The following is a 25521-nucleotide window of genomic DNA, read 5'->3' on the forward strand; positions in this document are numbered from 1 at the left end:
CCTGCGGGGAAAGGGAGAACGATGCGTACCAGTGCCAGCGCACCGTTGCGGCGCGCGGCACGCTGGTTTAGCGGCGGCGGTGGCTGGCGAAGAAATCGAGCAGCATCTTGCTGGCGTCGGGCTTGGCCTTGTCGTTGAACGGCAGGCTGGCGTCGCCGCCGCTCCACGCATGCTCGAGGTGCTCGACCTGCGCCACGCGCAGCAGCACATCCTTGCCCACCTGATAATCGTGCAGCGCATACGCATGGGCTGGATTGCGCCCGCCCGCCGCGCCGCCAGGCAGGCGCTGCGCCGTCACCACGGTATCGAACGGCAAGCGGTTGACGCGCACGCTCTGGCGCACCAGCTGCGTCTGGTTAATGGGCCGCACCACCTTGTCGGCCAGCCCTTGCAGCAGGATGGTGGGCAGGCGAGGAAACGCGGGCTGACGCGCCAGTACTTCATCGATGGCCACGTCGGCGCGGGCGGCAGCGCCATGCTGCATCACGCCCAGCGCGCCGATCAGATTATGCCCGGCGCCAAAGACGGGTCCGGAATGCAGGCCCAGCGCCGCGAACAGATGGGGATGGTTCAGGGCCACGATATGCGCCATGCCGGCGCCGGCGGAAATGCCGCAGATATAGATGCGCGCGCGGTCGATCGCATAGCGGGCCGCCACCTGCTCGATGGCGCCCACGATCAGGCGCACGTCGCCGCCGCCCTCCTGCGTCAGCTTGTCGTACCACTTCCAGCAGCGGCGCGCATGCGAGCGCAGCGATTGCTGCGGATACAGCACGGCGTAGCCCTTGCGCTCGGCCAGGCGGTTCATGCGCGTGCCATCGGCAAACTGCGTGGCGCTCTGCTCGCAGCCGTGCAGCATCACCAGCAACGGCCGGCCCCGGCTGCGCATGGCGACGCTCGGCGCCTTCTCGGGAAGGTAAAGGAAATACGGCAGGCGCCGGCCCGGCATCTGCCCCAGTTCCGGCAGCGGCGCATAGTGGGCGGCCAGCCACTTGCCCGGCGGGGGCGTCGTTCGCTTGCGCACGCGCGGTGGCGACAGGGGCGTGGCAAAGGGCGCCAGCGAGGGTATGGCGTCGCTGGCGGGCCTGGCGCGCGGCTTGGCGATTGTTTTGGCCTTGGTTTTGACCACGGGCTTGCTGCGGGGTTTGGCCCTGGGCTTGGCTGGCACGGGCCCGAACAGCACCTTGGCCAGCTTGGTCGCCGTGCGCTGCTGCGCCTTACCGGCGCGCAATAGCCCGCGCAGCCATTTGGTGGCGGGCTTTACCATGGCACGCGGCGTGCGTGTCGTTGTGGAGCGTACCGCAAGTTCATCCCATTGCATCGTTGCGTCATCAGCATGTGCGGCCTCCTCCTTGGAACGCATAGAGTACCGCAATTGGCTGACAGCACCGTACGTTTGCACACCGATAAAAGTGCCGCTAAGTAATCCTCAGGAAATTATTGTGAATTTATGACGAACAGAACCGGATGCTATGCAAGGCGCCCACTGCGACGCAGTGCGAGCACTGCTAGCAGCGGGCAACGCCGCAGAGCGCCGGTTATGGAAGTCAGAAATCATAATAATTTATTGGGGGTTACTTAGCACCATTGAGGCAGATCAAACGCCACATAGTGCGTATGCTTAATCTGGATGTTCGAACAGCACTTCACACGAGGAGAGAACACCATGAGCTATCTGGACCGCGACATCCTGGGCATGTACCGTAACCACGACGGCCCGGGGCCGGCCCTGATGGGGGCCGATACCCTGATCGGGGACGATGTCTACAATCACGAAGACGAGGAGCTGGGCGACATCAAGGAAATCATGCTCGACATGCGCACCGGCCAGATCGCCTACGCCGTGCTGTCCTTCGGCGGCGTCCTGGGCATGGGCGACAAGCTGTTTGCCGTGCCTTGGGAACGTCTGACCCTGGACACCGTCAACAAGCGCTTCCTGCTGAACGTCGACAAAGACTTGCTGAAAAACGCTCCCGGCTTCGACAAGGACAACTGGCCCGACATGGGCAGCGAAGCATGGAACCAGCAAATGGAAGCATTCTATGGCAGCGGCACGCGCTACGGCAGCATGGCAGGCCATATGCCATCCGGCAGCGACCTGCGCAGCGGCGCCAGCCTGCAATCGGGCAGCGAAGGCAGCCTGACCGGCAGCTCCATGAGCGGCAGCCGCGCCGGCACGGGCAGCAGCCAGGGCGATCTGGGCAACTTGGGCTCGCGCTCAACGCTCAGCGATGATGATGATGATGATCTCAACAAGCGCACTTGAGCCGGGTAGGTCGGGTAGGATGGATTAGCGGAGCATGTTGCTGCCCATCGTTAGCGTCAAGGCGCCTCTAGAAACCGTAGCGAGCAAGTTCAATATCGCGTTGAGTAGCGCAACCGTACTCTAGTACGGTGAGCAACGCCGACGCGATAGTGAGCTGCGCAGTAGGTTTATAGAGGCGCCATCACCGCTGCATCGACTCCCATACCTTCTGCAGGCGTTTGGCAGACACCGGCATCGGCGTGCGCAACTCCTGCGCAAACAGCGACACGCGCAGCTCTTCCAGCATCCAGCGGAAGTCGACCAGTTTCGGGTCCGTGTTCTTGCCGGCCTGGCGGTCCTTGGCCTGGCGCAAGTACGGCGCGGCGGCCGATTGCCATTCGGCCATCAACTTGGTGTCGCGCGCGGGGTCGGCGCGCAGCTTTTCCAGACGCACGTTGATCGCCTTCAGATAGCGGGGGAAATGCGCCAGTTGCGTGTATTCGTTTTCCGTCAGGAAGCGTTTATGCACGAGGCCCTGCAGCTGCGACTGGATATCGGTAGCGGCCGCTGCGGGAATATTCTGCAGGCGCTTCGGCAAGCCGTGGAATTCCGTCAGCACTTGCGACAGCAGACGGGCGATTTCATTGACCAGCAGAACCAGGCGCGACTTGCCCTCCGCCTGGCGCTTGGCGAACGAGGCGGCGTCCAGCGGCAGCGGATCTTGCAGGCAGGCGATGTCGAGCGCCTTGTTGATGATTTGCTCGCGCAGCTCTTCCTGCGAACCGAGGGCCATGAATTGCATGCCCATCTGCTGCAAACCGGGGATGCTTTTCTCGACGTATTTGATCTGCTCCTTCATTTGCAGCGCGAACAGGCGGCGCAAACCGATCTTGTGCGTGCGGGCGGCCACGGTCGGGTCGTCAAACACTTCCAGGTCGCAATGCGTGCCCTTGTCGACCAGGGCGGGGAAGCCGATCAGGGTCAGCTTGCCCTGCACGATTTCCAGCAACTCCGGCAATTCGCCAAAGGTCCAGCCCGTCAAGCCCATGTGCTGCGAAACGGTGGCATTGCCGGAAGGCTGCGCGGCAACGGTCGCGCCCTTGGCCGGCGTACCACCCTTGCCTGCTGCCGCATTGGCGGCGGCGCCCTGCGCTTGCGCCTGCAGCCGCGACGCCACTTGCGCACCCGCCACCTTGGCACCCGGTGTGCCTGAGCCAGAGACGCCCGACACTTCGGCCAGCTTCTGGAAACTCTGGCGCGCCTGGCCGCCAAATTCCGCTTGCAGAGTGGCCAGGTTGCGGCCCATGTCCAGCTGGCGGCCATGCTCGTCGATCACCTTGAAATTCATGAAGTGATGGGCAGGCAGGGTTTCCGGCTTGAAGTCCGTCGTCAGCACATTGATCGTGATCTGCGTACGGATGTCTGCGATGATGGCGTCGATCAGGTCGCCGCGGCCAAACACGCCCGCTGCATGCACGCGCTCGCAGAATTTCGCCGCGTAATCGGGCAGCGGCACGCAGTGGCGGCGCAGTTTTTGCGGCAAGGATTTCAGCAGCAGATGCACTTTTTCCTTCAGCATGCCCGGCACCAGCCATTCGCAGCGCTCGCGCGGCAACTGGTTCAAGGCATACAGGGGCACGCTCAAGGTCACGCCATCGCGCACGCTGCCCGGCTCGAAGTGGTACGTGAGGCCCATTTCCAGGCCCGTCACCGACATGGTTTTCGGGAACAGGTCCGTCGTCACGCCGGCCGCCTCGTGGCGCATCAGCTCTTCGCGATTCAGGTACAGCAGCTTCGGATTGTCGCGCGTGGTTTCCTTGTGCCACTTTTCAAAACCGGCGCCATTGCACACGTCGGCCGGCAGCAGCTGGTCGTAGAAGGCGGCGATCAGTTCATCGTCGACCAGCACGTCCAGGCGGCGCGACTTGTGCTCGAGGTTTTCGATGTCCTTGATCAGCTTGTGGTTGTGCGCAAAGAACGGCGCGCGCGTATCGAAGTCGCCGCCGACCAAGGCGTCGCGGATGAAGATTTCGCGCGCTTCCGGCAAATTGAAATTGCCGTAATTGATGCGGCGCTGGCTGTACACCACCAGGCCGTACAGGGTCGCCCGTTCGGACGCCGTCACCTGCGCCGAGCGTTTTTCCCAGCGCGGTTCGCCCCACGATTTCTTCAGCAGGTGCACGCCGACTTTTTCCAGCCACTCGGGCTGGATTTGCGCCACGCAGCGCGCGTAGAGCCGCGTCGTGTCGACCAGTTCGGCCGCCATGATCCACTTGCCCGGCTTTTTCAGCAGCGAGGAACCGGGCCAGATATGGAACTTGATGCCGCGCGCGCCCAGATACCCGGCACCCGGTTCGTCCTCGCCCTTGAAGCCGATATTGCCCAGCAAACCGGTCAGCAAGGCCATGTGCAGGTTGTCGTAGGTGGCCGGCGCTTCGTTCAATCGCCAGCCCTGCTCCTTGACGATGGTCAGCAGCTGCGAATGCACGTCGCGCCATTCGCGCAGGCGCATCTGCGACAGGAAATTCGTGCGGCAATTGTCTTGCAGCTGGCGGTTGGTTTTCTTGTGCTCAATGGCCGATTCGAACCAGCGCCAGATTTTCAGGTAGCTCAAGAATTCCGACTTTTCATCGGCAAACTTCTTGTGCGCCTCGTCGGCCGCCTGCTGGTGCTCCATCGGGCGGTCGCGCGGGTCTTGCACGGACAAGGCGGAAGCGACGATCAGCACTTCGCTCAAGCACGCGTTATCGAGCGCGGCGAGGATCATGCGGCCCACGCGCGGATCGAGCGGCAGCTTGGCCAGCTTGTTACCCAGCGGCGTGAGTTTATTCACCTCATCGACGGCGCCCAGTTCCTGCAGCAACTGGTAGCCGTCGGCGATCGCGCGCGCCAGCGGCGGCTCGATGAAGGGGAAGGTTTCCACGTCCGTCAGGTGCAATGACTTCATGCGCAGGATGACGGCGGCCAGCGAGGAGCGCAGGATTTCCGGCTCCGTGAATTTCGGGCGCAGCAAATAATCCTGCTCTTCGTACAGGCGGATGCAGACGCCGTCGGCCACGCGGCCGCAACGGCCCGCACGCTGGTTGGCGGCCGACTGGGCGATCGGCTCGACCTGCAGCTGCTCGACCTTGTTGCGGTAGCTATAGCGTTTCACCCGCGCCAGGCCCGCGTCGACCACGTAGCGGATACCGGGCACGGTCAGCGAGGTTTCCGCCACGTTGGTGGCCAGCACGATGCGGCGCGCATTGCTGGTTTTAAACACGCGCTCCTGCTCTTCGGCCGACAGGCGGGCGAACAGGGGCAAAATCTCCACGTGCGGCGGATGGTGCTTGCGCAGCGCTTCGGCGCAGTCGCGGATTTCGCGCTCGCCCGGCAGGAACACCAGCACGTCCCCCGAGCCGATCCGGCACAGTTCTTCCACGCCATCGACGACGGCATCCATCAAATCGCGCTTTTCGCGCGCAGCTACACGTACATTCGCCGTGCGCTGGCCAGGTTTGTCAGGGTTGGCGGCACCGGGCATGGCCACCTGCTCGCGTTCCACGGGACGGTAGCGCACTTCCACTTGGTACAAACGGCCCGACACTTCGATCACCGGCGCCGGTTTTTCCGGTGTGCCGAAATGGCGCGAGAAGCGTTCCGCATCGATGGTGGCCGACGTGATGATGATTTTCAGATCGGGCCGGCGCGGCAGCAGCTGTTTCAGGTAGCCGAGCAGGAAATCGATGTTCAGGCTGCGTTCGTGCGCTTCATCGATGATGATGGTGTCGTAATTTTTCAACAACGGGTCGGTCTGCGTCTCGGCCAGCAAGATACCGTCCGTCATCAGTTTGACGGACGCGCCACGGCTCAGGGTATCGGTAAAGCGCACCTTGAAGCCCACGGTTTCGCCCAGCGGCGTGCCCAGCTCCTGCGCAATGCGCTTGGCCGTCGACGAGGCGGCGATACGCCGCGGCTGCGTGTGGCCGATCATGCCCTTCTGTCCGCGTCCCAGTTCCAGGCAAATCTTCGGCAATTGGGTCGTCTTGCCGGAACCCGTCTCGCCCGAGACGATGATCACCTGGTTTTCCAGCAAGGCCTTGGCGATTTCCGCGCGCCGGCCCGAGACGGGCAAGTCTTCCGGATACGTAATCGGTGGCAGCGGATTGCGGAACGCCTTTTCCGCTTCGCGCGCGGCGCGGGCTGCGTCACGGCTTTCGCGCTCTTCGCGGCTAGCCTGGTCATTGCGCGGCGGCTGCCCCTCACGCGGCGGGCGCGGCGCACGCTGCTGCTGTTGCTGTTTCTGTTGTTCCGCGCGCGGCGGCTGCTGCCTTTGCTGGCTCACGGGCGGGCGCTGGCGGCCCTGCGCAGGCGTGGCGGCAGGCGCGGAAACATCCCCGCCGGCGGGCACATTTGCAACGTTGGAAGGAGGGGAAGACTTATTGCTGGCTGAAGACATTGTTTTTTACAGGTATTTTAAGCGCGCACATCGCGCAGCGAATTATAATGCGCTTAATGGAAAACCCTACCCAATTCGTCCAATGGCTGCGCTCCGTCGCGCCCTACATCCACGCCTTTCGCGGCAAGACCTTCGTGGTCGCCTTCCCCGGTGAACTCGTCAGCGCCGGGGCGCTGCAGGTGCTGGCCCATGATTTGTCCCTGCTGCATGCGCTGGACATCAATGTCACCGTCGTCTACGGCTCGCGGCCGCAGGTGGCGGAACAGCTGGCCTTGCGTAACGTCGAAGGCCGCTTCCACAATGGCGTGCGCATCACGGACATCGCCGCGCTGGAATGCGCGAAGGAAGCCGCCGGCGAGCTGCGCCTCGATATCGAGGCGGCGTTCAGCCAGGGCTTGCCGAACACGCCCATGTCGCATGCGGCCATCCGTATCATTTCAGGCAACTTCATCACGGCACGCCCGCTGGGCGTGATCGATGGCGTGGACCTGGAACTGACGGGCATCACGCGCAAGGTCGACGCCGAAACCATCCATTCCATCCTCGGTTCGGACGGCCTGGTGCTGCTCTCGCCGCTGGGCTTCTCGCCTACCGGTGAAGCGTTCAACCTGACCATGGAAGACGTGGCTTGCAGCGCCGCCATCGCCCTGCACGCGGATAAACTGATTTTCATTACCGAAACGCCAATGATGGAAGATGCGACGGGCGTGGAAATCCGCGAACTGTCGTCGCACCAGGCCGAAGCCGTGCTGATGGCAGGCTTCCTGCCCGACGCCACGGCGTTTTATTTGAAACATTGCGTCAAGGCCTGCCACAACGGCGTCGAGCGCTCGCACATCGTACCGTTCTCGATGGATGGTTCGGCCCTGCTGGAATTGTTTACCCATGATGGCGTGGGCACCATGATCAGCCATGAAAACCTGGAAAGCCTGCGCCAGGCCACCATCGAAGACGTGGGCGGCATCATCAAACTGATCGAACCGCTGGAAGCGGACGGCACGTTAGTCAAACGGGGCCGCGAGCTGATCGAACGCGAAATCGATTATTTCTCCGTCATCGAGCATGATGGCGTGATCTTCGGCTGCGCCGCCCTGTACCCGTTCCCCGCGCAAAAGATGGCGGAAATGGCATGCTTGACGGTCAACCCGGAAGTGCAAGCCCAGGGCGACGGCGAACGCATCCTGAAACACATGGAAAACCGCGCGCGCGCCGCCGGCCTGAACAAACTGTTCGTGCTGACCACGCGCACCTCGCACTGGTTCAAGAAGCGCGGTTTCGTACCAGCCACCGTCGACGACTTGCCGAAGGACCGCCAGCACATGTATAACTGGCAGCGCAAATCGCAGGTTCTCATCAAAACCTTGTAAAAAGAAAAAGCCCGGCATGCCGGGCTTTTTCACATTGAGATCATTACTTGATATTCAGCGGCGCAAACGATTTGACCAGGTCGTCGAGCGCCTTCAATTGCGCCAGGAATGGTTCCAGCTGGTCCAGCGGCAAGGCGCTGGGGCCGTCGCAGCGGGCATTGTCCGGGTCAGGATGAGCTTCCAGGAACAGGCCGGCGATGCCGACGGCCAGGCCGGCGCGGGCCAGATCCGCCACTTGCTGGCGGCGGCCGCCCGAAGCGGCGCCACCGGGGTCGCGCTGCTGCAGCGCGTGCGTGACGTCGAAGATGATGGGCAAGTCGTCGCACGTCTTCTTCATGACGCCAAAGCCCAGCATGTCGACCACCAGGTTGTCGTAGCCGAGGCAGGTGCCGCGGTCGCACAGGATCAGCTGATCGTTGCCCGCTTCCTTGAATTTCTCGACGATATTGGCCATCTGGCCAGGGCTCAAAAATTGCGGCTTCTTGATGTTGATGACTTTGCCTGTTTTCGCCAGGGCCACGACGAGGTCCGTCTGGCGCGCGAGGAAAGCGGGCAGTTGCAGCACGTCGACCACTTCGGCCACCTGCTGCGCCTGCCATGGTTCATGCACGTCGGTAATCACGGGCACGCCGAACGCCGCCTTGACGTCCTGGAAGATGCGCATGCCTTCTTCCAGGCCCGGGCCGCGGTAGGAATGGATCGATGAACGGTTGGCCTTGTCGAAGCTGGCCTTGAACACATAGGGAATGCCCAGTTTTTGCGTCACGCGCACATATTCTTCGCAGGCGCGCATGGCGAGATCGCGCGATTCGAGCACGTTGATGCCGCCAAACAGCGCGAAGCTGCCGGTATTGCTGACGTCGATGCCATGGACTTTCACTGAGGTCATAGGGATTCCATATTGGTTAATTGTTACTACTTGCTTGGAAGAGGCGCAGCCAGCGGCTGGCGCGATAAGGCATCTTACTAGCTGGGGCGGCGCAGATCAAATTTGATCCAGCGCAAGGGCGCGGCAAACGGCGTGTCGCCAGGCCGCGACGGCCCCGCGAGGGCAGGCGCAAAGTGCCTTATAATCACGCTTTATCTCTACACTGATTCAGGAGCACAGATGGCCCGCACGATCCACTGCATCAAACTCAACAAGGAAGCCGAAGGATTGGATTTCCCGCCGTACCCGGGCGAACTGGGCAAGAAGATTTACGAATCCGTGTCGAAGGAAGCATGGGCTGCCTGGCTCAAGCACCAGACCATGCTGGTCAATGAAAACCGGCTGAACCTGGCCGACGCGCGCGCCCGCAAATACCTGGCCACGCAGATGGAAAAGCATTTCTTCGGCGATGGCGCCGATGCCGCCATGGGCTACGTGCCGCCAACGGAATAAGTTTTATCGCTTGCCCGTGACCACGTCACGGGCAGTTTCGCCTACGTTTCACGCCCGCCTCCGCCGTTTCACGGCACCGCCTCCCCGTTTCGTCGCACACCGCTCGCCGCCCATGCCGCCGGCTGGCACAGTACGTCCATCGACAACCTCATTCCAAGGCGGACACCATGTTGCAGCAAATCTTCAGCCACACTCCCCTCTACGTCTGGGCCATCCTGGGCTTTCTCGTCTACCGGGGCGTGCTGGCCAGCCGCGCGCGCGAAGTGACCTTGCGCAAGCTGTGCATCATTCCCATGGTGATGCTGGCGCTGTCGCTGAGCGGCGTGCATGGCAGTTTCGGCTTCGATGGCGTGGCGCCGTTCGCCTGGGCAATCGGCGCCCTGGCCGGTGCAGCGCTGGCGTGGACGCTGACCGATGCGCGCAAGATCGTCGCCATTCCCGAACGGAGCAGCGTGCAGCGTCCCGGCAGCTGGGTGCCGTTGATCTTGATGATGAGTATCTTCTGCATGAAATATGCGGTGGCCGTGACCCTGGCCATCGCGCCAGCCTATGCCCACGCGACCGGCTTCACCGCACCTGTGTGCCTCGCCTATGGCTGCTTCAGCGGCCTCTTCATCGGCGGCTTGCTGCGCACTGTGGCCGTGTACCGGGCGGTGCAAATGGAAGGCTGGGGTCAGACCCGGCGGGGGAATGCGCCCCAGTGAGGCGCATTCCGATCACGCAGTGACTGACCCCGGATTTCTGCTGCGTATCAGTAGGCCAAAGTACGCACGCCTTCCGGCATGCCCAGCAGGCAGACATTCGCGCCGCGCACGGCGAACAGGCCGACGGCGATGACGCCGACGATCTGGTTGATCTGCTGTTCCAGCGCCACCGGGTCGGCAATTTTCAAGCCCAGCACGTCGATGATCTCGCCGCCGTTATCCGTAATGAACGCTTGATCGCTGCCAGCCTTCAGGCGCAAGCGGGGCGTGCCGCCCAGCGCGGCCAGCTGACGCGAGACGGCGGCGCGCGCCATCGGCACCACTTCCACCGGCAGCGGGAAGGCGCCCAGGGTTTCCACCAGCTTGGAGCCGTCGGCGATGCAGACGAACTGTTTCGCGACGGAGGCAACGATCTTTTCACGCGTCAATGCCGCGCCGCCGCCCTTGATCATGGCGCCGCTGGCCGTGATTTCATCGGCGCCGTCGATGTAGACGGCGATCGATTCGACGTCGTTCAAGTCGAAGACGGGAATGCCATGGCCTGCCAGGCGCGCGGCCGTCGCTTCGGACGACGCGACCGTCCCCTTGATACGGTCCTTGATCTTGGCCAGTTCATCGATGAAAAAGTTGGCGGTGGAACCGGTGCCGACACCGATGATTTCACCGTCCACCACATAGTTAATGGCGGCGCGGGCTACGGCTTGCTTCAATTCGTCTTGGGTCATGGCAAAAAAAGGCTAAAGTGGGGAATGCCGCTATTTTAACGGATTGCCAGCCCGGCCAGCCGGCCATGATGACGGGCCATGCGATGGAATACAACAGCCAAGCTGGAAACCTTTGCCCCAGGGCAATTCCCAGCCAATTACTCTCTATGCACTCTAAAATATGCGAAAATGGCACGATTGCCCGATATGACGTTCCAGGAATAGCACATGAATCACAGTAAACAGGTACTTGTTGTCGATGACAGCCGGGTTTCACGTTTGATGTCGCATCAGTTCATCCTCAGCAAACATGCCGACTGGCAAGTGATTGAGGCGGCGACCGGTGAAGAAGCCCTGGAAAAAGTCAAGACCATCAGCCCTGTGCTGATATTACTGGATGTCAACATGCCCGGCATGGGCGGCGTGGCGGCGGCGGAACAATTGCGCGCGCTGTGTCCGCAAACGCACATCATTCTCGTCACGGCCAACGTGCAAAACGCCATCCGCAACCGCGCCACTGAGCTCGGCGTCGGCTTCATGGAAAAACCGATCACGGAAACGCGCATCCACCAGCTGATCGCGTCACTGGGACTGTGAGCATGGTCAATCTCTCCGAACTCGAAAACGATGCCCTCGTAGAGATATTCAACATCGGGGTGGGCCATGCGGCCGCCGCGATGAGCGAAATCGTCAATGAAGAAGTCACCATGTCGGTGCCGTCGATCACCTTCCTGAACCGTGCCGACGCGGCTGCCTTGCTGGGCAGCAAGAAAGATGGCGAACGCATCTGCGGCGTCAGCCAGCATTACGATGGCGCCTTCGCCACCGAAGCCATATTGATGTTCCCCGAAGACAAGAGCCTGGAAATCGTGCGCCTGATGGTGGGCGATGCCATGCCGCTGCAGGAACTGACGGAAATGGAACAGGAGGCGATGAGCGAAATCGGCAACATCATCCTCAATTCCTGCGTGGGAACTTTGGCCAACCTGTTCGACAGTGAACTGCATGGCTCGCTGCCCCTGTACCACGTGGGCACCAGCGCAGAAATCCTGTCCTCGTTCGGCGGCGACGATGACGACGCCGTCGTGCTGATGCTGCATATCGACTTCGTGCTGTCCAAGCACCAGATCCACGGTTATGTGGCATTCGTGCTCGACCTGTCCGCCTTGCACGACCTGAAGCAGCAGGTCAGCCGCTATCTGGCCAAGGTCCTGGGACAGGCGTGACGATCATGCCGGAGGCCTTGCACCGACTCGCCCTGCTCGAGAGCATACTCGGCGCCGTCAACCTGGGCGCCATCGTGCTCGACGAACAGCACCGCATCGTGCTGTGGAACCACTGGATGGCGCGCCACTCGGCGTGCCAGGCCGACGCCGTGCTGGGCCAGGATTTCTTTGCCGTCTATCCTGAACTGCGCCACAAGCGCATAGCCTCGGCCATCACCCAGGCCCTGCGCGACAATTTCCAGTCGCTGCTGTCGCAAACCCTGCACAAGGCGCCATTCCCCCTGTACACGCATGGCGCGGCCGAAGGCCGGGAGCGCATGCAGCAGGCGATTGCCGTCACGCCGATCAATTTGCCCGGTTCGCCGCGCCACTGCCTGATCCAGATCAATGATGTGACCATCGCCGTGGGCCGCGAAAAGCTGCTGCGCGAACAAACCATGGTGTTGCGTTCACAAACCTTTGCCGACGGCTTGACGGGCATCGCCAACCGCCGCCACTTCGACGTGGCGATCGAAAAGGAAATGCGGCGCGCCATGCGCACGGGCAGCCCCCTGTCGCTGCTGATGATCGACATCGACCATTTCAAGGATTACAACGACCATTACGGTCACCAGCAAGGTGATGACTGCCTGATAAGAGTGGCGGCCGAACTGGCCGCCATGCTGCAGCGCCCCACCGACTTGCTGGCGCGCTATGGCGGCGAGGAATTTGCCGCCATCCTGCCCGACACGGACGCGGCGCAGGCGCTGCGCATGGCCGAGGCGATCCGCGAACGGGCGGCCGGGCTGCGTATTCCGCATGCCAAGACGGGCAATGAGGTCAAGCACATTACGGTCAGCATCGGCATCGCCACCCAGCACCCGCAGCAGCAGCCGACCATCGCCGCCCTGATCGGCGCCGCCGACCGCGCCCTGTACCTGGCCAAGGGCGCCGGGCGCAACCGCGTGATGGTGCAGCCGCTATAAAAAAAGCAACGCCGGACAAAGGATTCCAGTAGACATCTTTACGGCGTGTGCGTAGACTCGTCAGTGATTGCAGCAACAACAACAAGAATTTATCTGTGGTATCTATCCCTGCGCATGGCTCACCATGCGGGACACGGCCAGGAGCGCTTGTGAAACTCGATCCTCCCCTCAAATCCGGCTTGCCGGGTGCTGGCATGGATACGACCATGGTGAACGGCATGCGCCTGCTGCTGTCGAGCGCCACCTTGCTGACCCTGTTCATCGATCCCGAAAGCGCCGGCAAGCTGAGTAAGATTACCTGGCTGATCTTTTCCGCCTACACCATGCACAGCCTGCTGCTCTACGTGCTGGCCGTGCTGGGCCTCAGCCTGCCCCAGGATATCTTGCTGTACTGGCTCGACGTGGCCTGGTATGCGCTGATCGTGTTTTCCACCAGCAGCCACAACACTTTATTCTTCCTGTTTTTTTTCTTTGCCATCCTGACCTCGTCGTTCCAGCGTGGCTTCGAGGAAGGCGCGCGCGTCACCCTCGCTTCGGCCGGCCTGTTCGCCGCGACTGCCCTGTTCGGCGAAACGGATGCGGAACTGTCGCGCCTGCTGCTGCGCACCACCTTCCTGCTGGCGCTCGGCTACATGATCGCCTACTGGGGCGGTTCGGCCATCACGCAGCGCAGCCACCTGGCGCTGCTGCGCGATGTCAGCCAGCTGTCCAATCCGCGCTTCGGCGTCGACCAGACCATTACCTCGGTGCTGGAAAAAACCCGCAGTTATTTCAACGGCCGCAGCTGCCTGCTGATCATGCAGGACAAGGGCACGCGGGTCTGGTCGCTGCGCAGCGTGCTGCAAACGGCAACGGGCGTCGTGCATACCAGCTCGCTCCTCAGCGACGACGCGGCCAGTCCCCTGCTCGCTTTCCCGCACGATAAAATCGCGCTGTACAACCAGCCCGCCGGCCCCTGGCTGCCGTGGATAGGCGGCGCGCGCATGCTCGAGCCCGACAGCGGACGCTGGCTGCGGCATGACGACGCGGCGGGCGCCCGTCTGGCCGAGCTGCTCGAAGCGCACGCCTTCATCAGCGCGCCGCTGCCCCTGCGCAATGGCAAAGGCCGCATCTTTATCGTCTCCGCCACCAGCATGAGCAAGACGGATGCCCTGTTCCTCAGCCATATCGGCGCGCAGGCGTTTCCCGTCATTGAAAACATCAACCTGCTCGACCGGCTGGCGTCGCAGGCGGCCTCGCGCGAACGCGAAAAGATCGCGCGCGACCTGCACGACACGGCCGTGCAGCCGTATATCGGCTTGCGCCACGGCCTGGCCGCCCTGCGCAACGAAGCCACGCCGGGCAACCCGCTGCTGCCGGAACTGGAAAAACTGATCATCATGTCGGGCCAGGTGATCGCCGACCTGCGCAGCTACGCGCGCACGTTCAAGAACGGGCAGGTGCAAAGCGAGCCGGAACTGCTGGTCGCGCTGCGCCGCCAGGCCACGCAGATCCGCGAATTCTATGGCATTGACATCGCCCTGCAGATCGAAGGCGACCTGCACATCAACGACCGCCTGGCGGCCGAGGTGTTCCAGATCGTCAACGAGGGCATGAGCAATATCCGCAAGCATACGTCGGCGCGCCACGGCGCCGTCAAGCTGACCTGCGTGCAGGGCGCCCTGCACATCAGCATCGACAACGAATGCGCCGCCGCGCACGTCCCCGATTTCCTGCCCGACTCGCTGGCCGAGCGCGCCGCCGCCCTCGGCGGCACGGCCCGCGTCACGCATGGCATGCTGGGCAACACCTCCGTGCAGATCGAGATCCCCATATGAATGACTTACGCCACATGCCACCGGCCAGCCATGTCATCAGCGTCATGCTGGTGGACGATCACAAGACCATGCTGTGGGGCCTGGAGCGGCTGATCGGCGGTGAGCACTCGGGCATGCGCGTGGTCGCAACGGCCTCCGACGGCACCGAGGCGCTGGAGCAGGCAAAAGCGCTGCAACCCGATGTGATCGTGCTGGACCTGGACCTGGGCGGCATCAGCTCGCTGTCCATCCTGCCCGCGCTGGCGCAGAGCGGGGGCACGCGCGTGCTGGTGCTGACGGCTAGCCACGACCAGGCCGTCCTGGACCAGACGGTACTCAAGGGCGCGCGCGGCATCGTCAGCAAGGATGCGCCGGCGGAGATGGTCTTGAAGGCCATCGAAAAGGTCTACCAGGGCGAGCTGTGGCTGGAACACGCGATGCTGGGACGCATGCTGACGCAGCTGACCCAGCCCGGTGGCGGCTCGGCGCAAGCGATCGCCATCGCCAGCCTGACCCTCAAGGAAAGAAAGATCATCGCCGCGCTGGTGCACGGCAGCGGCACGCCGGCCAAGCTGCTGGCGGACCAGCTGTTCATCTCCGAGCACACCTTGCGCAATCACCTGACGTCGATCTACCGCAAGCTTGGCGTGTATAACCGCCTGGAACTGTACGCCTACGCCACCAAGCACCAGTTGGGCCAGTTGCCGCCCGGCGCCTGATCCTGCTGCATCCCCGCGCGGCCACGGCCGCGTATTTCTTCCCCGCCTCCCCTTCGCCAGCCAGCGGCACGGCCGTTGCGTCTGCGCGCCAGACTCGACCATGACAATTGTCACGAAAAAAACAAGCAGTTCCTCCTTGCAATAAAAGGATGTTCTTCTGATGTAGATCAAGGTGCCAACTTCTATAGTGGATTTACCGGAGTGCAAATCACCGCACGGCCCACCACGACACGGAGCACAGCATGCGCCTTGACAAGTTTCTTCCGACCGCCCTGATCACCTATTTGCAGGGCAAGGAAAAGGCTGCGTTCTACCGCTATGCCCTGGTGGCGGCCCTCATGGCGGTGGTATGCATCATCGGACTGCTGGCACTGGGCGAAAGCCCATGAGCGCGCCAGGTCGTAGCAGCAGGAAGCAACACCGTCATGCCGCTTTACCCACCGCCGTACCTTAACCACACCAGGAGTTGTCATGAACCTCATCAAAAACTTTATCCGCGAAGAAGATGGCGTCACCGCAATCGAGTACGGCCTGATCGCTGCCCTGATTGCCGTCGTGATCATCGCCGCCATCACCATCGTCGGCACGCAGCTGAAAAAAACCTTCAGCACCATCGGTACCAAGCTCACCGCTGCGAACTGATGCGGTGCTGTCCGGACCGGCCCTGCGCCGGCCCGGACTACGCTTTCCAGTCTCCCCCGGCATACCCACCTTGACGACGCATAGCGAGGCCCATCGTGAAATCTCTCTTCAGCCGTGTATCCGACGAGTCCGCCGTCACAGCGATCGAATACGCGCTGCTGGCGGGCCTGATCGCGGTCGTGCTGGTCATCACGATCACCGTGCTTGGCGACCAGGTCAAGCTGCTGTTTGTCTACGTCAAGGACCAAGTGGTCCTGGCCCTGTCATGAATACCCTGCGCCTCTCGCTGCGCACCCACCGCGCCCTGCTGCTGATCGTGCTGCCGTACGCCGCCGCGGCGATGCTGCTGGCCGGCGGCCTGCCCAGCGCAGCGGACATCCTCAACGTGCTGGCCGGCTTCCTCGTGGCCATCCTCACGGGCCCCGTCTTCATCCTGTGCGGCTACACCATCCACGTCATGGTGATGAAACGCCCGCACCGCCTGTGCCATTATCTGTACCACGATCTGCGCCACTACCTGAGCAACGAGCGCCTGCTGCACGCGCTGCCGGCCATGCTGCTGATCCCCGTCTTCGCCTCCAGCTTCACCGTCATCAAGGGCGCCATCCCGCGCCTGCATCCCTACACCTGGGATGCCACCCTGTCCGCCTGGGACATCGCGCTGCATGGCGGCAAGGCCCCATGGGAAAGGCTGCAGCCGCTGCTGGGCCACCCGCTCGTCACGGGCTTGCTCAACTTTAGCTACCACTTCTGGTTCTTCCTGTTCTACGCCATCCTGTACTGGCTCATCCTCGACACCCGGCGCCCGCTGCTGCGCATGCAGTTCCTGCTCAGCTTTGCGCTGACGTGGATCGTCCTGGGCAGCGTCATGGCCATACTGTTTGCCTCGGTCGGCCCCTGCTACTACGGTCACCTGCACGCCAGCGATCCGTATGCGCCGCTGATGGCTTACCTGCATGAGGCCAACGGGCACGTCCCCGTCTGGGCCCTGCAGGTGCAGGAGATGCTGTGGCAAGGCTATCAAAGCAAGGGCGCGAACGGCGAGCTGGGCATCTCTGCCATGCCCAGCATGCATGTGGCCACGGCCGTGCTGATGGCCATCGTGGGCTGGAGCGTCAACCGCGCCGCCGGCATCGCCCTGTCCGCCTTCGCCGTGCTGATACTGCTCGGCTCCATCCACCTGGGCTGGCACTATGCGCTCGACGGCTATGTCGGCGCGGCCGGCGCGGCGCTCGTGTGGCACCTGGTGGGACGGCTGCTGGGCAGCCAGGCCGCGGCGCCGGTCGTGCACCTGGCCACGGCGCCCTGCATGGGCAAGGAAGGACTGACATCATGAACGCCCACCTGCCCATGCTGCTGTGCCTGGCCGTGCTGGCCACCCTGCTCGCTGCCGCCCTGTGGCACGACCTGCGCACGCGCCGCATCCCGAACCGGCTGGTGCTGTGGGGCACCCTGGCGGGCTTGATCCTGAACAGCTTCGTGCCATCGGGCTCCGGCCTGTTCGACGCTGCCTTCGGCGGCCTGGGACTGCTGCAGGCGCTGGCCGGCGCCGCCGCCGGACTGGCCCTGCTGCTACCCATGCATCTGCTGCGCGCCCTGGGCGCAGGCGACGTCAAGCTGATGGCCATGTGCGGCGCCTTCCTCGGCCCCGACGCCGTGCTCGAAGCGGCCCTGCTGACCTTCCTGTGCGGCGGCGTGCTGGCCCTGGCCGCCGCACTGGTGGGACAGCGCCTGCGCCAGGTGCTGAAAAACACCTACCACATGATGCTGGGTGCGCTGCTGCACAGCCTTGCCGGCGGCGCCGCCACGATCGCCGAACCGCCGCCCGCCACCGGCAAGCTGGCCTACGCCTTCGCCATTGCCAGCGGCACCCTGCTGCAGGTATTCCTGCACTACACCCACCTGTGGAGCCTGCGCTGAAACGCGCCGCTCCGACGACCCGCCACCATAGGAACTGACCATGGACACCCTCGCCACCTTCTGCCACTCGCGCCACGCAAGCCTGCTCACCAGCATCGCCATGGCTTGCCTGTGGGCGTTCTTCGCCAGTGCCCACGTGGTCGGTTATCTGCACAGCGGCGACTGGAGCTATCTGCTGTTCTGCGTCGCCGAAACCCTGGCCGCCCTGTTCTTCATCGTGCGTTCGGCCCCCGTCAGCGTTTCCACCGATGCGGGCGACTGGCTGCTGGCCATCGGCGCCACCTTTGCCCCCTTCCTCTTCGCGCCAGCCGACATGGCCATCTGGCCAGGCGCGCGCTACCTGCTGGCCGTCGGCAGCCTGCTGCAGATCGCCGGCCTGCTGTCGCTGAACCGCAGCTTCGGCCTGGTGGCGGCGCAGCGCGAGATCAAGACGGGTGGCGTATACCGCGTGGTACGCCATCCGCTGTATGCCAGCTACCTGATTTCCCTGAGCGGCTACCTGCTGGCCAATACCTCGCTCGCCAACACCATCATCTATGTGGCGACGATGACGATGATGGTGATGCGCCTGCTGCGCGAAGAGCGCTTCCTGTCCACCGACGTGCGCTATCGCGTCTACATGCGCCAGGTGAAGTACCGCCTGCTGCCCTTCATTTTCTGATATCCGGCCACCCGAGCGAGGAGCATCCATCATGCCTGACACCTATCCAGAACGCAGCGACGGCGGCGGCGTCGAACCGGCCGCCAAGCGCGCGCCACGCACGGTCGAGGAAACGGGATTGCCCTTCCTGTTCCTCGTCGAACTGCTGGTCAAGATACTCTTCCAGCGCGGCCAGATCGGCCTGCCCGCCCTGTCGACGCACGTGAAACTGGGCGCCGGCGTGCTCGAGCCGCTGCTCACTTTCATGCGCGCCGAAAAACTGTGCGAAGCGCGCCGCAACGGCGGCAGCGGCACCGACGCCGACCTGTCTTATCTGCTGGGCGACCAGGGCCGCCTGCGCGCCGCCGAGTACATGCGCCGCAATGCCTACAGCGGTCCCGCTCCCGTCACCCTGGCCGATTACAGCAACCAGGTGCTGGCGCAAAGCGTGGCGGACATGCAGGTCACCCGCGACGACGTGCAGCGCGAATTTCGCAACGTGGTGGCCAGTTCGGCCGTGCTCGACCAGCTGGGCGCGGCCATGAATTCCGGACGCGCCCTGTTCTTCCACGGCCCCGCCGGCAGCGGCAAGAGCTACCTGGCCGAGCGCCTGAACGGCCTGCTCAGCGGCGCCATCGCCCTGCCCCATGCCGTGATGGTCGACGGCGAAGTGCTGCCCTTCCTTGACCCCATGCTGCACACCGTGTCGCACGGCGGCCCCGTGCCATCCGACCCGCGCTGGGTGCGCGCCGAACGCCCCGCCGTGCTGACGGGCGGCGAGCTGACGCTCGACATGCTGGACCTGCAATTCGACCAGAGCACGCGTTTGTACCAGGCGCCGCCGCACCTGAAGGCCAACAACGGCATCTTCATCATCGACGACCTGGGCCGCCAGCGCTGCTCGCCCGTGGAGCTGATGAACCGCTGGATCGTGCCGATGGCGCGCCACATCGATTACCTGTCGCTGCACACGGGCTACAAGTTCCCCGTGCCCTTCGACGTCATCGTCGTGTTCTCGTCGAACCTGGCGCCGCAGCACCTGGCCGACGACTCCTTCCTGCGCCGCATCGGCTACAAGATCCATGTGGGACCCCTGAGCGCCTACCACTACCTGGCCGTGTTCCGCAGCACCTGCGCCCAGCTGGGCATCAATTTCGACGAAGCCTCCTACACCTATCTGCTGCACCTGCACAGCCAGTACGGGCGGCCCTTGCTGGCCTGCTATCCGCGCGACATCCTCGCGCAGATCTGCGACCAGGCGCGCTATGAAGACCACGCGGCGCAGCTGTCGCCGGAAGGGCTGCTGTGGGCATGGAAAAACTATTTCGGCAGCGATGACGACCTTGCAAGCACACATAACGGACCGGAAGCGGTCCAGCACAAAGGGGAAGCAAAATGAGAAACGCACGCGCTCTGACGATGATGGCCATTGCGGTCATCCTGGCGTTCGCCGCGGTCATCGTGGCCGCGCGCTGGATCAATGCCCAAGCCTCGGGCAACATCAACAAGGTGGCCGTGGCCCAGGTCGACATCAGCCTGGGCGCGCGCCTGACGCCCGACATGGTACGCATGGTGGACTGGCCATCGAACGCGCTGCCGCCCGGTGCCATCAACGATCCGAAACTGCTGGAAACGCGCGTCACGCGCACCAGCATCCAGCACGGCGAACCGATCATGGAAGGCAAGCTGGCGCCTCCCGGCACGCAGGGCGGCCTGTCGGCCGTCGTCGCCGAGGGCAAGCGCGCCATGACCGTGCGCGTCAACGATGTGGTGGGCGTGGCCGGCTTCGCCCTGCCCGGCAACTTCGTCGACATCCTCGTCAACACCCAGGGCGAAGGGGCCCGCAAGACGCCGGACCGCGATCCGAACATTTCCAAGATCGTGCTCGAACGCATCCTCGTGCTGGCCATCGCCCAGGAATCGAGCCGCGACGACACCAAGCCCAAGGTGGTCAACGCCGTGACCCTGGAGCTGACGCCGGACCAGGCGGAAAAACTCGACCTGGCACGCAGCGTGGGCACCCTGTCGCTGGTGCTGCGCAACCAGATCGAGGACAAACCCGTCAACACGGAAGGCGCCACCAAGTCCAGTTTGCTCGATGAAAAGGTCGCCATGGCAGCCCCCGCCGCCATGGTGCAAGCCAAGCCGCTGCCACGCCGCCGTCCCGCCGCCGCCCCCGCGCCAACGGCCGGTCCAAAGGTCGATGTCATCAAGGGGCTGGAACGCAGCTCCCAACAATTCTAACCTGCACCAGAGGAGTCACGCCATGAGCACATATTGCACAGCAAGCGGAAGCCGGGTACTCAGCCTGGCGCTTGCCCTCGCCATGATCGGCGCCCTGGCGCCCCAGGCACGCGGCGAACCCGTCGCCGCCACCGCCGCTGCCGCCGACACCGGGACAGCCAAAAGCAGCCGCGCCACCACCCGCCCCAAGGCCACGCCGCCGCAAAGCGAATCGCGCGCCGGCCGCACCGAAATGGCGCCGCAAATGAGCCTGGCCGAAGGCAAGTCGACCCTGATGCGCCTGCCGTTCGCAGCCAGCCGCATGTCCGTCGGCGACCCGCGCATCGCCGACGTCATCCTGCTTAACCCCAACGAGGTCTACCTGCTGGGGCGTTCCGTCGGCACCACCAACCTGATCCTGTGGAACAAGAGCAATGACGCCACCATCATCGACCTGGCCGTCGGCATCGACAGCAGCAGCCTGCAGGCGCGCATGGCCGAACTGCTGCCGAACGAAAAGATCAACGTCACGGTGGCGGGCGACACCCTGATCCTGTCGGGCATGGTCAGCGATGTCGTCAAGGCCGACCAGGCCCTGTCGCTGGCCAACGCCTATGTGCAGCGCAGCGCCCGCAGCGGCGGCGCCGCCTCGGGCGCAGCACCCGCCGCAGCCGCAGGCGCTTCCGCTCCGGCCCCCGCCGCCACGCCCGATGCGAACATGCCGCGCGTGATCAACCTGCTGTCGATCGCCGCGCCGCAGCAGGTGATGCTGGAAGTGAAAGTGGCCGAAGTGTCGAAGGTGCTGGTCGACCAGCTGGGCGCCAGCCTGGGCATCAACAAGACCATCGGCAGCTGGTCGTATTCGCTGCTGTCGAGCCTGCTCAGCAACAATCCCAGCGGCTTGAGCGGCGCCAGCAAGAACAACTTCTTCAACCTCGACGCGCAAAAACGCGATGGCCTGATCAAGGTGCTGGCCGAACCGAACATCATGGCCATCAGCGGCCAGGAGGCCAGCTTCCTGGCCGGTGGCAAGATATTCATCCCCGTCAGCCAGAGCAACAATAACGGCGTGCCCACCATCACCCTGGAAGAGAAGGAGTTCGGCGTGGCCGTGAAATTCACGCCCACCGTGCTCGAAGGGGGACGCATCAACCTGAAGGTGGCGCCGGAAGTGTCGGACCTGAACAAGGACGGCATCGGCATCACGGCCACCGGCATCTCGGCCACGGCCATCCTGCCATCGTTTACGACGCGGCGCGCCACCACCACGGTGCAGCTGTTCGACGGCCAGAGCTTCGCCATCGGCGGCCTGATCAAGAACAATGTGACCAGCAATATCAAGGCCCTGCCAGGCCTGGGCGAAGTGCCCGTGCTGGGCGCCCTGTTCCGCAGCACGGACTTCCAGACGGACCGTTCGGAACTGGTCTTCATCATCACGCCGCACCTGGTCAAGCCGCTGCCGCCCGACTACAAGCTGCCCACCGACGGCTACATCCAGCCGACGCGCGGCGACATGTTCATGCAGGGAAAAATGGAAGGCAGCGCACCGGCGCGCGCGCCCGCAGCGGCACAGACACCGGCACCAGCGCCCATGCAGCCGCAAGCGGCCGCGCCCCAGCCTGCCGCCGGCTTCGACCTCAAATAGGAGAACACCATGAAAACCGCACATCGCCTGCCTTGCGCCACCCTGCTGTCGCTGCTGGTCCTGCTGGCCGGCTGCGCCGCCACCACCACGCCCGTGCTCGATTCGCACTTCGGCGAATCGGTGGCCCTGCTCAAGGCGCAACAGATCATGTATCCGGACGCCTACCGCAATGCCAACCCCGTCAGCGGCATCGACGGCAAGGCCGGCGTCAGCGCCTACCAGCGCTACCAGAAATCGTTTGCGGCGCCGGAACCGCAACCGAATGTCTTCACCATCGGCGTGGGCGGACGCCAGTAGGCGCCTGTCCCGCGATGCACTTCCCCCAGGCCACCAGGAGACAGCCATGAACACCGCATTTCGCAGGCACGACAAGCAGCAGGGCGCGATCGCCATCGTGCTGGGGCTGACCCTGGTGGTACTGTTTGCCATGGGCGGCCTGGTGCTGGACCTGGGCCACCTGTACATCGCCAAGGCGGAACTGCAGAACGGCGCCGACAGCGCCGCCCTGGCCGGCGCCGTGGAACTCAATCAAAGCGCGGACGGCATCGACAACGCGCAGGCCAAGGCCATCGCCATCGCGCAAAAGAACCGCTACGACTTTTCCACCGCGCTGACCATCACGGCCGCCAACATCGAGTTCGGCCCCAGCCCGGACGGTCCCTGGTCGTCCGGCGCCAGCGCCCGCACCAGTCCCCAGGGCCAGACCTTCATCCGCGTCGACACGGGCAGCAAGACCTTCGCCACCTACCTGATGGGCATCGCCGGCATCGCCAGCACCAGCACCTCGGGCGTGGCCGTGGCGGGCCGCTTCGTCAACGACGTCACGCCGATCGGCGTGTGCGCCGTCGATCCGGCCAACAAGACGGCGCAATACACGTATCCGGCCGCGCCGGCCGGCACGGGCTTGACGGAACTGGTGGAATTCGGTTTCCGCCGCGGCGTCACCTACAACCTGTTCGGCCTCAATCCGCTGGGCGGCCCTTCCGATCCCTACCTGATCAATCCCGTCGACGCGCCGCCCGGCACCTGCAGCGCCTCGCACGCGAGCGCCGCCTCCACCGCGCCGTTCATGTGCACGGGCAGCAGCGCCGTCATCACCAGCGGCACGGGCCAGGTCTACACGAACACAGGGCTGACGGCGTCGCTGGCCGCCTCGCTCAATTCCCGCTTCGACGATTACGGCGGCCCCTCCGTGTGCGACCCCGCGACGGCGCCGCCCGACACCAACATCAAGGAATATCCATGCGTGGGCGCCGCGTCGCCCTGCGCCGCCACCGCCGCCAATTCGCCGCCCGCCAGCTGGATGGAACCGGGCGCCAGCACCCTGCCCAGCCAGCAGCCCGTCAGCCTGGCCGGCAACAAGCCGAATTACCAGCTGCCGTCGGCCGGCACGGTTCCCGCGCCATCGGCCACGTTCGCCCAGTTCTCGGGCTACGGCGTGCTGTGGTCCTACGGCCCCGCCTACCAAAGCAATGGCGCCACCCCGGCCAAGGCCGGCACGGCCTACAGCGTCGCGGACGGCAACGCCAACCCCATGTACAGCACGGCCAAGGCGAATTACTTCGACACGGCCAGCTACCCCGTCAGCCCCGGCGCGGGCTTTCCTGCCAGTACGCCGCCTTCGCCGTACAACCAGACCAGCGGGCCCACGTTCCAGGCGCCTTCGCCGGCCCATCCGGGCCAGCGCAACCGGCGCATCCTCAACGTGGTCCTGGTCGACTGCCGCACGGCGCCCGTGGGGCCGGCTTCGTGCGGCACCATGAACGCGGTCGGCATCGGCAAATTCTTCATGACGATGAAGGCCGATTTCAGTGGCGGCACCAAGCGCCTCGACGTCGAATTTGCGGGCCTGATCGAGCCCGTGCCGAATTCCGAAATCAAACTCTACAAGTGAGGCGGCCATGCGCATCCACCACTCCCCCCTCAGGCAGCGCGGCGGCGCCGCCGTCGAATTCGGCATCGTGCTGGCCCTGCTGATCACCCTGCTGGCAGGCATCTTCGGCTTCGGCCGCGCCTTCTGGTATTACGACGCGCTGACCAAGGCCACGCGCGACGCGGCGCGCAACATGTCCGTCAAGGCCAAGGCCGGCATCGCCTCGCAGGGCGTGCCGGCGGCCAGGCAGACCGTGGTCGACGCGGCCCTCAGCGCCGGCATCAGCGACTTCACCACGGCCAACGTGACGGTCACCTGCCTGGACGCGGCGTTCAACGACAGCAACTGCAACGATGGCACGGCGCCGGGCGGCATCCGCGTCGAAGTCGTCAACTACACGCTGTCGGTGGGCCAGTACCTGCCGTTCGTGATCGGCGCGGCCAGCAGCTATGCCACGCCGCTTTCGCCGCGCACCACCATGCGCTACATGCTGTAAGGAGAACGCCATGCGCCACCGCCTTTCATCTTCTCCTCCAGCCGGGCGCCAGCGCGGCGCCGCCGCCGTCGAATTCGCCCTGGTGTCGCTGCTGTTTTTCACCTTGCTGTTCGGCATCCTCGAATTTGGCCGCATGCTGTACCTGTACAACACGGTGCAGGAAGTGAGCCGCCGCGCCGCACGCGAAGCCGTGGTGCGCTGGGTCGACGAGACCGACGCCATCAAGACCCTGGCCCTGTTCGGCGGCACGGCACTGCCGGCCGCACCGGAACTGACGGCCGCCAACATCACCATCCGCTACCTGAACAAGAGCGGCGCCGAAGTGACCTTGCCGCCGACGGACCCGGGCGACAACCTGTCGGCCTGCGGCGACATCACGCGCACGGCCAGCTGCATCGACAGCGTGCGCGTCTCGATCGACAACGTCAGCTACACGCCGATGGTCAGCCTGTTCGGTTTTCTCAATATCGCCGTACCAGCCTCGGTGGTGGTCATGCACGCCGAAAGCCTGGGCTTCCAGATCAACTGAACGCCTTT

The 25521-nt window shown here is 64.1% G+C and carries 26 protein-coding genes; 22 read left to right on the forward strand and 4 right to left on the reverse strand.

Features of this window, described 5'->3' with window-relative positions; all coding sequences use genetic code 11:
* Positions 1–67: 67 nt before the first annotated feature.
* A complete protein-coding gene (locus tag AC54AG_RS01065; protein WP_072455295.1) occupies positions 68–1267 on the reverse strand; it encodes an extracellular catalytic domain type 1 short-chain-length polyhydroxyalkanoate depolymerase in 1200 nt (399 codons plus the stop codon).
* Between the two features lie 399 nt (positions 1268–1666).
* Between AC54AG_RS01065 and AC54AG_RS01070 the strand changes: the two genes are divergently transcribed.
* Entirely contained in the window at positions 1667–2266 is a 600-nt protein-coding gene (locus AC54AG_RS01070; protein ID WP_496629311.1) for a PRC-barrel domain-containing protein, read from the forward strand.
* Between the two features lie 181 nt (positions 2267–2447).
* On the opposite strand, the gene hrpA is transcribed toward AC54AG_RS01070, so the two are convergent.
* A complete protein-coding gene (hrpA, locus tag AC54AG_RS01075; protein WP_496629312.1) occupies positions 2448–6683 on the reverse strand; it encodes an ATP-dependent RNA helicase HrpA in 4236 nt (1411 codons plus the stop codon).
* A gap of 56 nt (positions 6684–6739) precedes the next feature.
* On the opposite strand from hrpA, the gene argA reads away from it, so the two are divergent.
* On the forward strand, positions 6740–8050 hold the full coding sequence (argA, locus tag AC54AG_RS01080; protein ID WP_046685875.1) for an amino-acid N-acetyltransferase: 1311 nt from the start codon (positions 6740–6742) through the stop codon (positions 8048–8050).
* A gap of 43 nt (positions 8051–8093) precedes the next feature.
* On the opposite strand, the gene kdsA is transcribed toward argA, so the two are convergent.
* On the reverse strand, positions 8094–8939 hold the full coding sequence (kdsA, locus tag AC54AG_RS01085; protein ID WP_034750794.1) for a 3-deoxy-8-phosphooctulonate synthase: 846 nt from the start codon (positions 8937–8939) through the stop codon (positions 8094–8096).
* Positions 8940–9158: 219 nt separating this feature from the next.
* Here kdsA and AC54AG_RS01090 point away from each other — a divergent pair, with 219 nt between their 5' ends.
* Together AC54AG_RS01090 and AC54AG_RS01095 are read left to right on the forward strand one after the other, a co-directional pair.
* Positions 9159–9431 (forward strand): oxidative damage protection protein, encoded by a 273-nt coding sequence (locus AC54AG_RS01090; RefSeq protein WP_034750797.1) that lies wholly within the window; start codon positions 9159–9161, stop codon positions 9429–9431.
* 167 nt (positions 9432–9598) lie between these two features.
* Positions 9599–10135: a DUF6622 family protein gene (locus AC54AG_RS01095; RefSeq protein ID WP_496629313.1), complete on the forward strand. Its 537-nt coding sequence runs from the start codon at positions 9599–9601 to the stop codon at positions 10133–10135.
* Positions 10136–10182: 47 nt separating this feature from the next.
* Here AC54AG_RS01095 and rpiA read toward each other — a convergent pair whose 3' ends face one another.
* Positions 10183–10860 carry a ribose-5-phosphate isomerase RpiA gene (rpiA, locus tag AC54AG_RS01100; RefSeq protein ID WP_034750801.1) on the reverse strand — a complete coding sequence of 226 codons (678 nt, stop codon included), beginning with the start codon at positions 10858–10860 and terminating at the stop codon, positions 10183–10185.
* Positions 10861–11067: 207 nt separating this feature from the next.
* On the opposite strand from rpiA, the gene AC54AG_RS01105 reads away from it, so the two are divergent.
* The 18 genes from AC54AG_RS01105 to AC54AG_RS01190 all read left to right on the forward strand — a co-directional run bounded on the left by AC54AG_RS01105 (position 11068) and on the right by AC54AG_RS01190 (position 25513).
* A complete protein-coding gene (locus AC54AG_RS01105; RefSeq protein ID WP_070303475.1) occupies positions 11068–11436 on the forward strand; it encodes a response regulator in 369 nt (122 codons plus the stop codon).
* A 2-nt stretch (positions 11437–11438) separates the two neighbouring features.
* Positions 11439–12065, forward strand: a complete 627-nt coding sequence (locus tag AC54AG_RS01110) for a chemotaxis protein CheC (protein ID WP_034750807.1) — start codon at positions 11439–11441, stop codon at positions 12063–12065.
* A gap of 5 nt (positions 12066–12070) precedes the next feature.
* Positions 12071–13030, forward strand: a complete 960-nt coding sequence (locus AC54AG_RS01115; RefSeq protein WP_034750954.1) for a sensor domain-containing diguanylate cyclase — start codon at positions 12071–12073, stop codon at positions 13028–13030.
* Positions 13031–13179: 149 nt separating this feature from the next.
* A complete protein-coding gene (locus tag AC54AG_RS01120) occupies positions 13180–14847 on the forward strand; it encodes a sensor histidine kinase (protein WP_139143401.1) in 1668 nt (555 codons plus the stop codon).
* The gene (locus AC54AG_RS01125) at positions 14844–15545 is read left to right on the forward strand and encodes a response regulator (protein WP_254671641.1); all 702 of its coding nucleotides are present in this window, start codon (positions 14844–14846) and stop codon (positions 15543–15545) included. Before AC54AG_RS01120 ends, AC54AG_RS01125 begins: the two co-directional genes overlap by 4 nt.
* Positions 15546–15787: 242 nt before the next feature.
* Complete coding sequence (locus tag AC54AG_RS01130) at positions 15788–15934, forward strand: hypothetical protein (protein ID WP_157814672.1); 147 nt, start codon at positions 15788–15790, stop codon at positions 15932–15934.
* 82 nt (positions 15935–16016) lie between these two features.
* Positions 16017–16187: a Flp family type IVb pilin gene (locus AC54AG_RS01135; RefSeq protein WP_070303472.1), complete on the forward strand. Its 171-nt coding sequence runs from the start codon at positions 16017–16019 to the stop codon at positions 16185–16187.
* Positions 16188–16282: 95 nt separating this feature from the next.
* Entirely contained in the window at positions 16283–16456 is a 174-nt protein-coding gene (locus AC54AG_RS01140; protein WP_080698528.1) for a Flp family type IVb pilin, read from the forward strand.
* Positions 16453–17523, forward strand: coding sequence for a phosphatase PAP2 family protein (locus AC54AG_RS01145; RefSeq protein WP_072455306.1), 1071 nt, complete (start codon positions 16453–16455; stop codon positions 17521–17523). Before AC54AG_RS01140 ends, AC54AG_RS01145 begins: the two co-directional genes overlap by 4 nt.
* Complete coding sequence (locus AC54AG_RS01150) at positions 17520–18107, forward strand: A24 family peptidase (RefSeq protein WP_496629314.1); 588 nt, start codon at positions 17520–17522, stop codon at positions 18105–18107. Before AC54AG_RS01145 ends, AC54AG_RS01150 begins: the two co-directional genes overlap by 4 nt.
* 40 nt (positions 18108–18147) lie before the next feature.
* Positions 18148–18768 (forward strand): methyltransferase family protein, encoded by a 621-nt coding sequence (locus tag AC54AG_RS01155; RefSeq protein ID WP_034750813.1) that lies wholly within the window; start codon positions 18148–18150, stop codon positions 18766–18768.
* Between the two features lie 31 nt (positions 18769–18799).
* Positions 18800–20146 (forward strand): DUF8689 domain-containing protein, encoded by a 1347-nt coding sequence (locus AC54AG_RS01160; RefSeq protein WP_496629315.1) that lies wholly within the window; start codon positions 18800–18802, stop codon positions 20144–20146.
* Positions 20143–20991, forward strand: a complete 849-nt coding sequence (gene cpaB, locus AC54AG_RS01165) for a Flp pilus assembly protein CpaB (protein WP_034750816.1) — start codon at positions 20143–20145, stop codon at positions 20989–20991. The genes AC54AG_RS01160 and cpaB overlap by 4 nt, the downstream gene beginning before the upstream one ends.
* 22 nt (positions 20992–21013) lie before the next feature.
* Positions 21014–22615: a type II and III secretion system protein family protein gene (locus AC54AG_RS01170; protein ID WP_496629316.1), complete on the forward strand. Its 1602-nt coding sequence runs from the start codon at positions 21014–21016 to the stop codon at positions 22613–22615.
* A 9-nt stretch (positions 22616–22624) separates the two neighbouring features.
* A complete protein-coding gene (locus AC54AG_RS01175; RefSeq protein WP_034750828.1) occupies positions 22625–22912 on the forward strand; it encodes a hypothetical protein in 288 nt (95 codons plus the stop codon).
* Positions 22913–22958: 46 nt separating this feature from the next.
* A complete protein-coding gene (locus AC54AG_RS01180) occupies positions 22959–24509 on the forward strand; it encodes a pilus assembly protein TadG-related protein (RefSeq protein WP_072455313.1) in 1551 nt (516 codons plus the stop codon).
* A gap of 7 nt (positions 24510–24516) precedes the next feature.
* Complete coding sequence (locus AC54AG_RS01185) at positions 24517–24984, forward strand: TadE/TadG family type IV pilus assembly protein (RefSeq protein WP_034750833.1); 468 nt, start codon at positions 24517–24519, stop codon at positions 24982–24984.
* A 10-nt stretch (positions 24985–24994) separates the two neighbouring features.
* Positions 24995–25513 carry a TadE/TadG family type IV pilus assembly protein gene (locus tag AC54AG_RS01190; protein ID WP_051991109.1) on the forward strand — a complete coding sequence of 173 codons (519 nt, stop codon included), beginning with the start codon at positions 24995–24997 and terminating at the stop codon, positions 25511–25513.
* Positions 25514–25521 lie beyond the last annotated feature (8 nt).

The organism is Janthinobacterium sp. BCJ23 (genome assembly GCF_059617945.1).

Coding starts and splice junctions, on each gene's coding strand:
- AC54AG_RS01065 (WP_072455295.1), bottom strand. CDS start 1,267: ATGGTAAAGCCCGCCACCAAATGGCTGCGCGGGCTATTGCGCGCCGGT.
- AC54AG_RS01070 (WP_496629311.1), top strand. CDS start 1,667: ATGAGCTATCTGGACCGCGACATCCTGGGCATGTACCGTAACCACGAC.
- hrpA (WP_496629312.1), bottom strand. CDS start 6,683: ATGTCTTCAGCCAGCAATAAGTCTTCCCCTCCTTCCAACGTTGCAAAT.
- argA (WP_046685875.1), top strand. CDS start 6,740: ATGGAAAACCCTACCCAATTCGTCCAATGGCTGCGCTCCGTCGCGCCC.
- kdsA (WP_034750794.1), bottom strand. CDS start 8,939: ATGACCTCAGTGAAAGTCCATGGCATCGACGTCAGCAATACCGGCAGC.
- AC54AG_RS01090 (WP_034750797.1), top strand. CDS start 9,159: ATGGCCCGCACGATCCACTGCATCAAACTCAACAAGGAAGCCGAAGGA.
- AC54AG_RS01095 (WP_496629313.1), top strand. CDS start 9,599: ATGTTGCAGCAAATCTTCAGCCACACTCCCCTCTACGTCTGGGCCATC.
- rpiA (WP_034750801.1), bottom strand. CDS start 10,860: ATGACCCAAGACGAATTGAAGCAAGCCGTAGCCCGCGCCGCCATTAAC.
- AC54AG_RS01105 (WP_070303475.1), top strand. CDS start 11,068: ATGAATCACAGTAAACAGGTACTTGTTGTCGATGACAGCCGGGTTTCA.
- AC54AG_RS01110 (WP_034750807.1), top strand. CDS start 11,439: ATGGTCAATCTCTCCGAACTCGAAAACGATGCCCTCGTAGAGATATTC.
- AC54AG_RS01115 (WP_034750954.1), top strand. CDS start 12,071: ATGCCGGAGGCCTTGCACCGACTCGCCCTGCTCGAGAGCATACTCGGC.
- AC54AG_RS01125 (WP_254671641.1), top strand. CDS start 14,844: ATGAATGACTTACGCCACATGCCACCGGCCAGCCATGTCATCAGCGTC.
- AC54AG_RS01130 (WP_157814672.1), top strand. CDS start 15,788: ATGCGCCTTGACAAGTTTCTTCCGACCGCCCTGATCACCTATTTGCAG.
- AC54AG_RS01135 (WP_070303472.1), top strand. CDS start 16,017: ATGAACCTCATCAAAAACTTTATCCGCGAAGAAGATGGCGTCACCGCA.
- AC54AG_RS01145 (WP_072455306.1), top strand. CDS start 16,453: ATGAATACCCTGCGCCTCTCGCTGCGCACCCACCGCGCCCTGCTGCTG.
- AC54AG_RS01150 (WP_496629314.1), top strand. CDS start 17,520: ATGAACGCCCACCTGCCCATGCTGCTGTGCCTGGCCGTGCTGGCCACC.
- AC54AG_RS01155 (WP_034750813.1), top strand. CDS start 18,148: ATGGACACCCTCGCCACCTTCTGCCACTCGCGCCACGCAAGCCTGCTC.
- AC54AG_RS01160 (WP_496629315.1), top strand. CDS start 18,800: ATGCCTGACACCTATCCAGAACGCAGCGACGGCGGCGGCGTCGAACCG.
- cpaB (WP_034750816.1), top strand. CDS start 20,143: ATGAGAAACGCACGCGCTCTGACGATGATGGCCATTGCGGTCATCCTG.
- AC54AG_RS01170 (WP_496629316.1), top strand. CDS start 21,014: ATGAGCACATATTGCACAGCAAGCGGAAGCCGGGTACTCAGCCTGGCG.
- AC54AG_RS01175 (WP_034750828.1), top strand. CDS start 22,625: ATGAAAACCGCACATCGCCTGCCTTGCGCCACCCTGCTGTCGCTGCTG.
- AC54AG_RS01180 (WP_072455313.1), top strand. CDS start 22,959: ATGAACACCGCATTTCGCAGGCACGACAAGCAGCAGGGCGCGATCGCC.
- AC54AG_RS01185 (WP_034750833.1), top strand. CDS start 24,517: ATGCGCATCCACCACTCCCCCCTCAGGCAGCGCGGCGGCGCCGCCGTC.
- AC54AG_RS01190 (WP_051991109.1), top strand. CDS start 24,995: ATGCGCCACCGCCTTTCATCTTCTCCTCCAGCCGGGCGCCAGCGCGGC.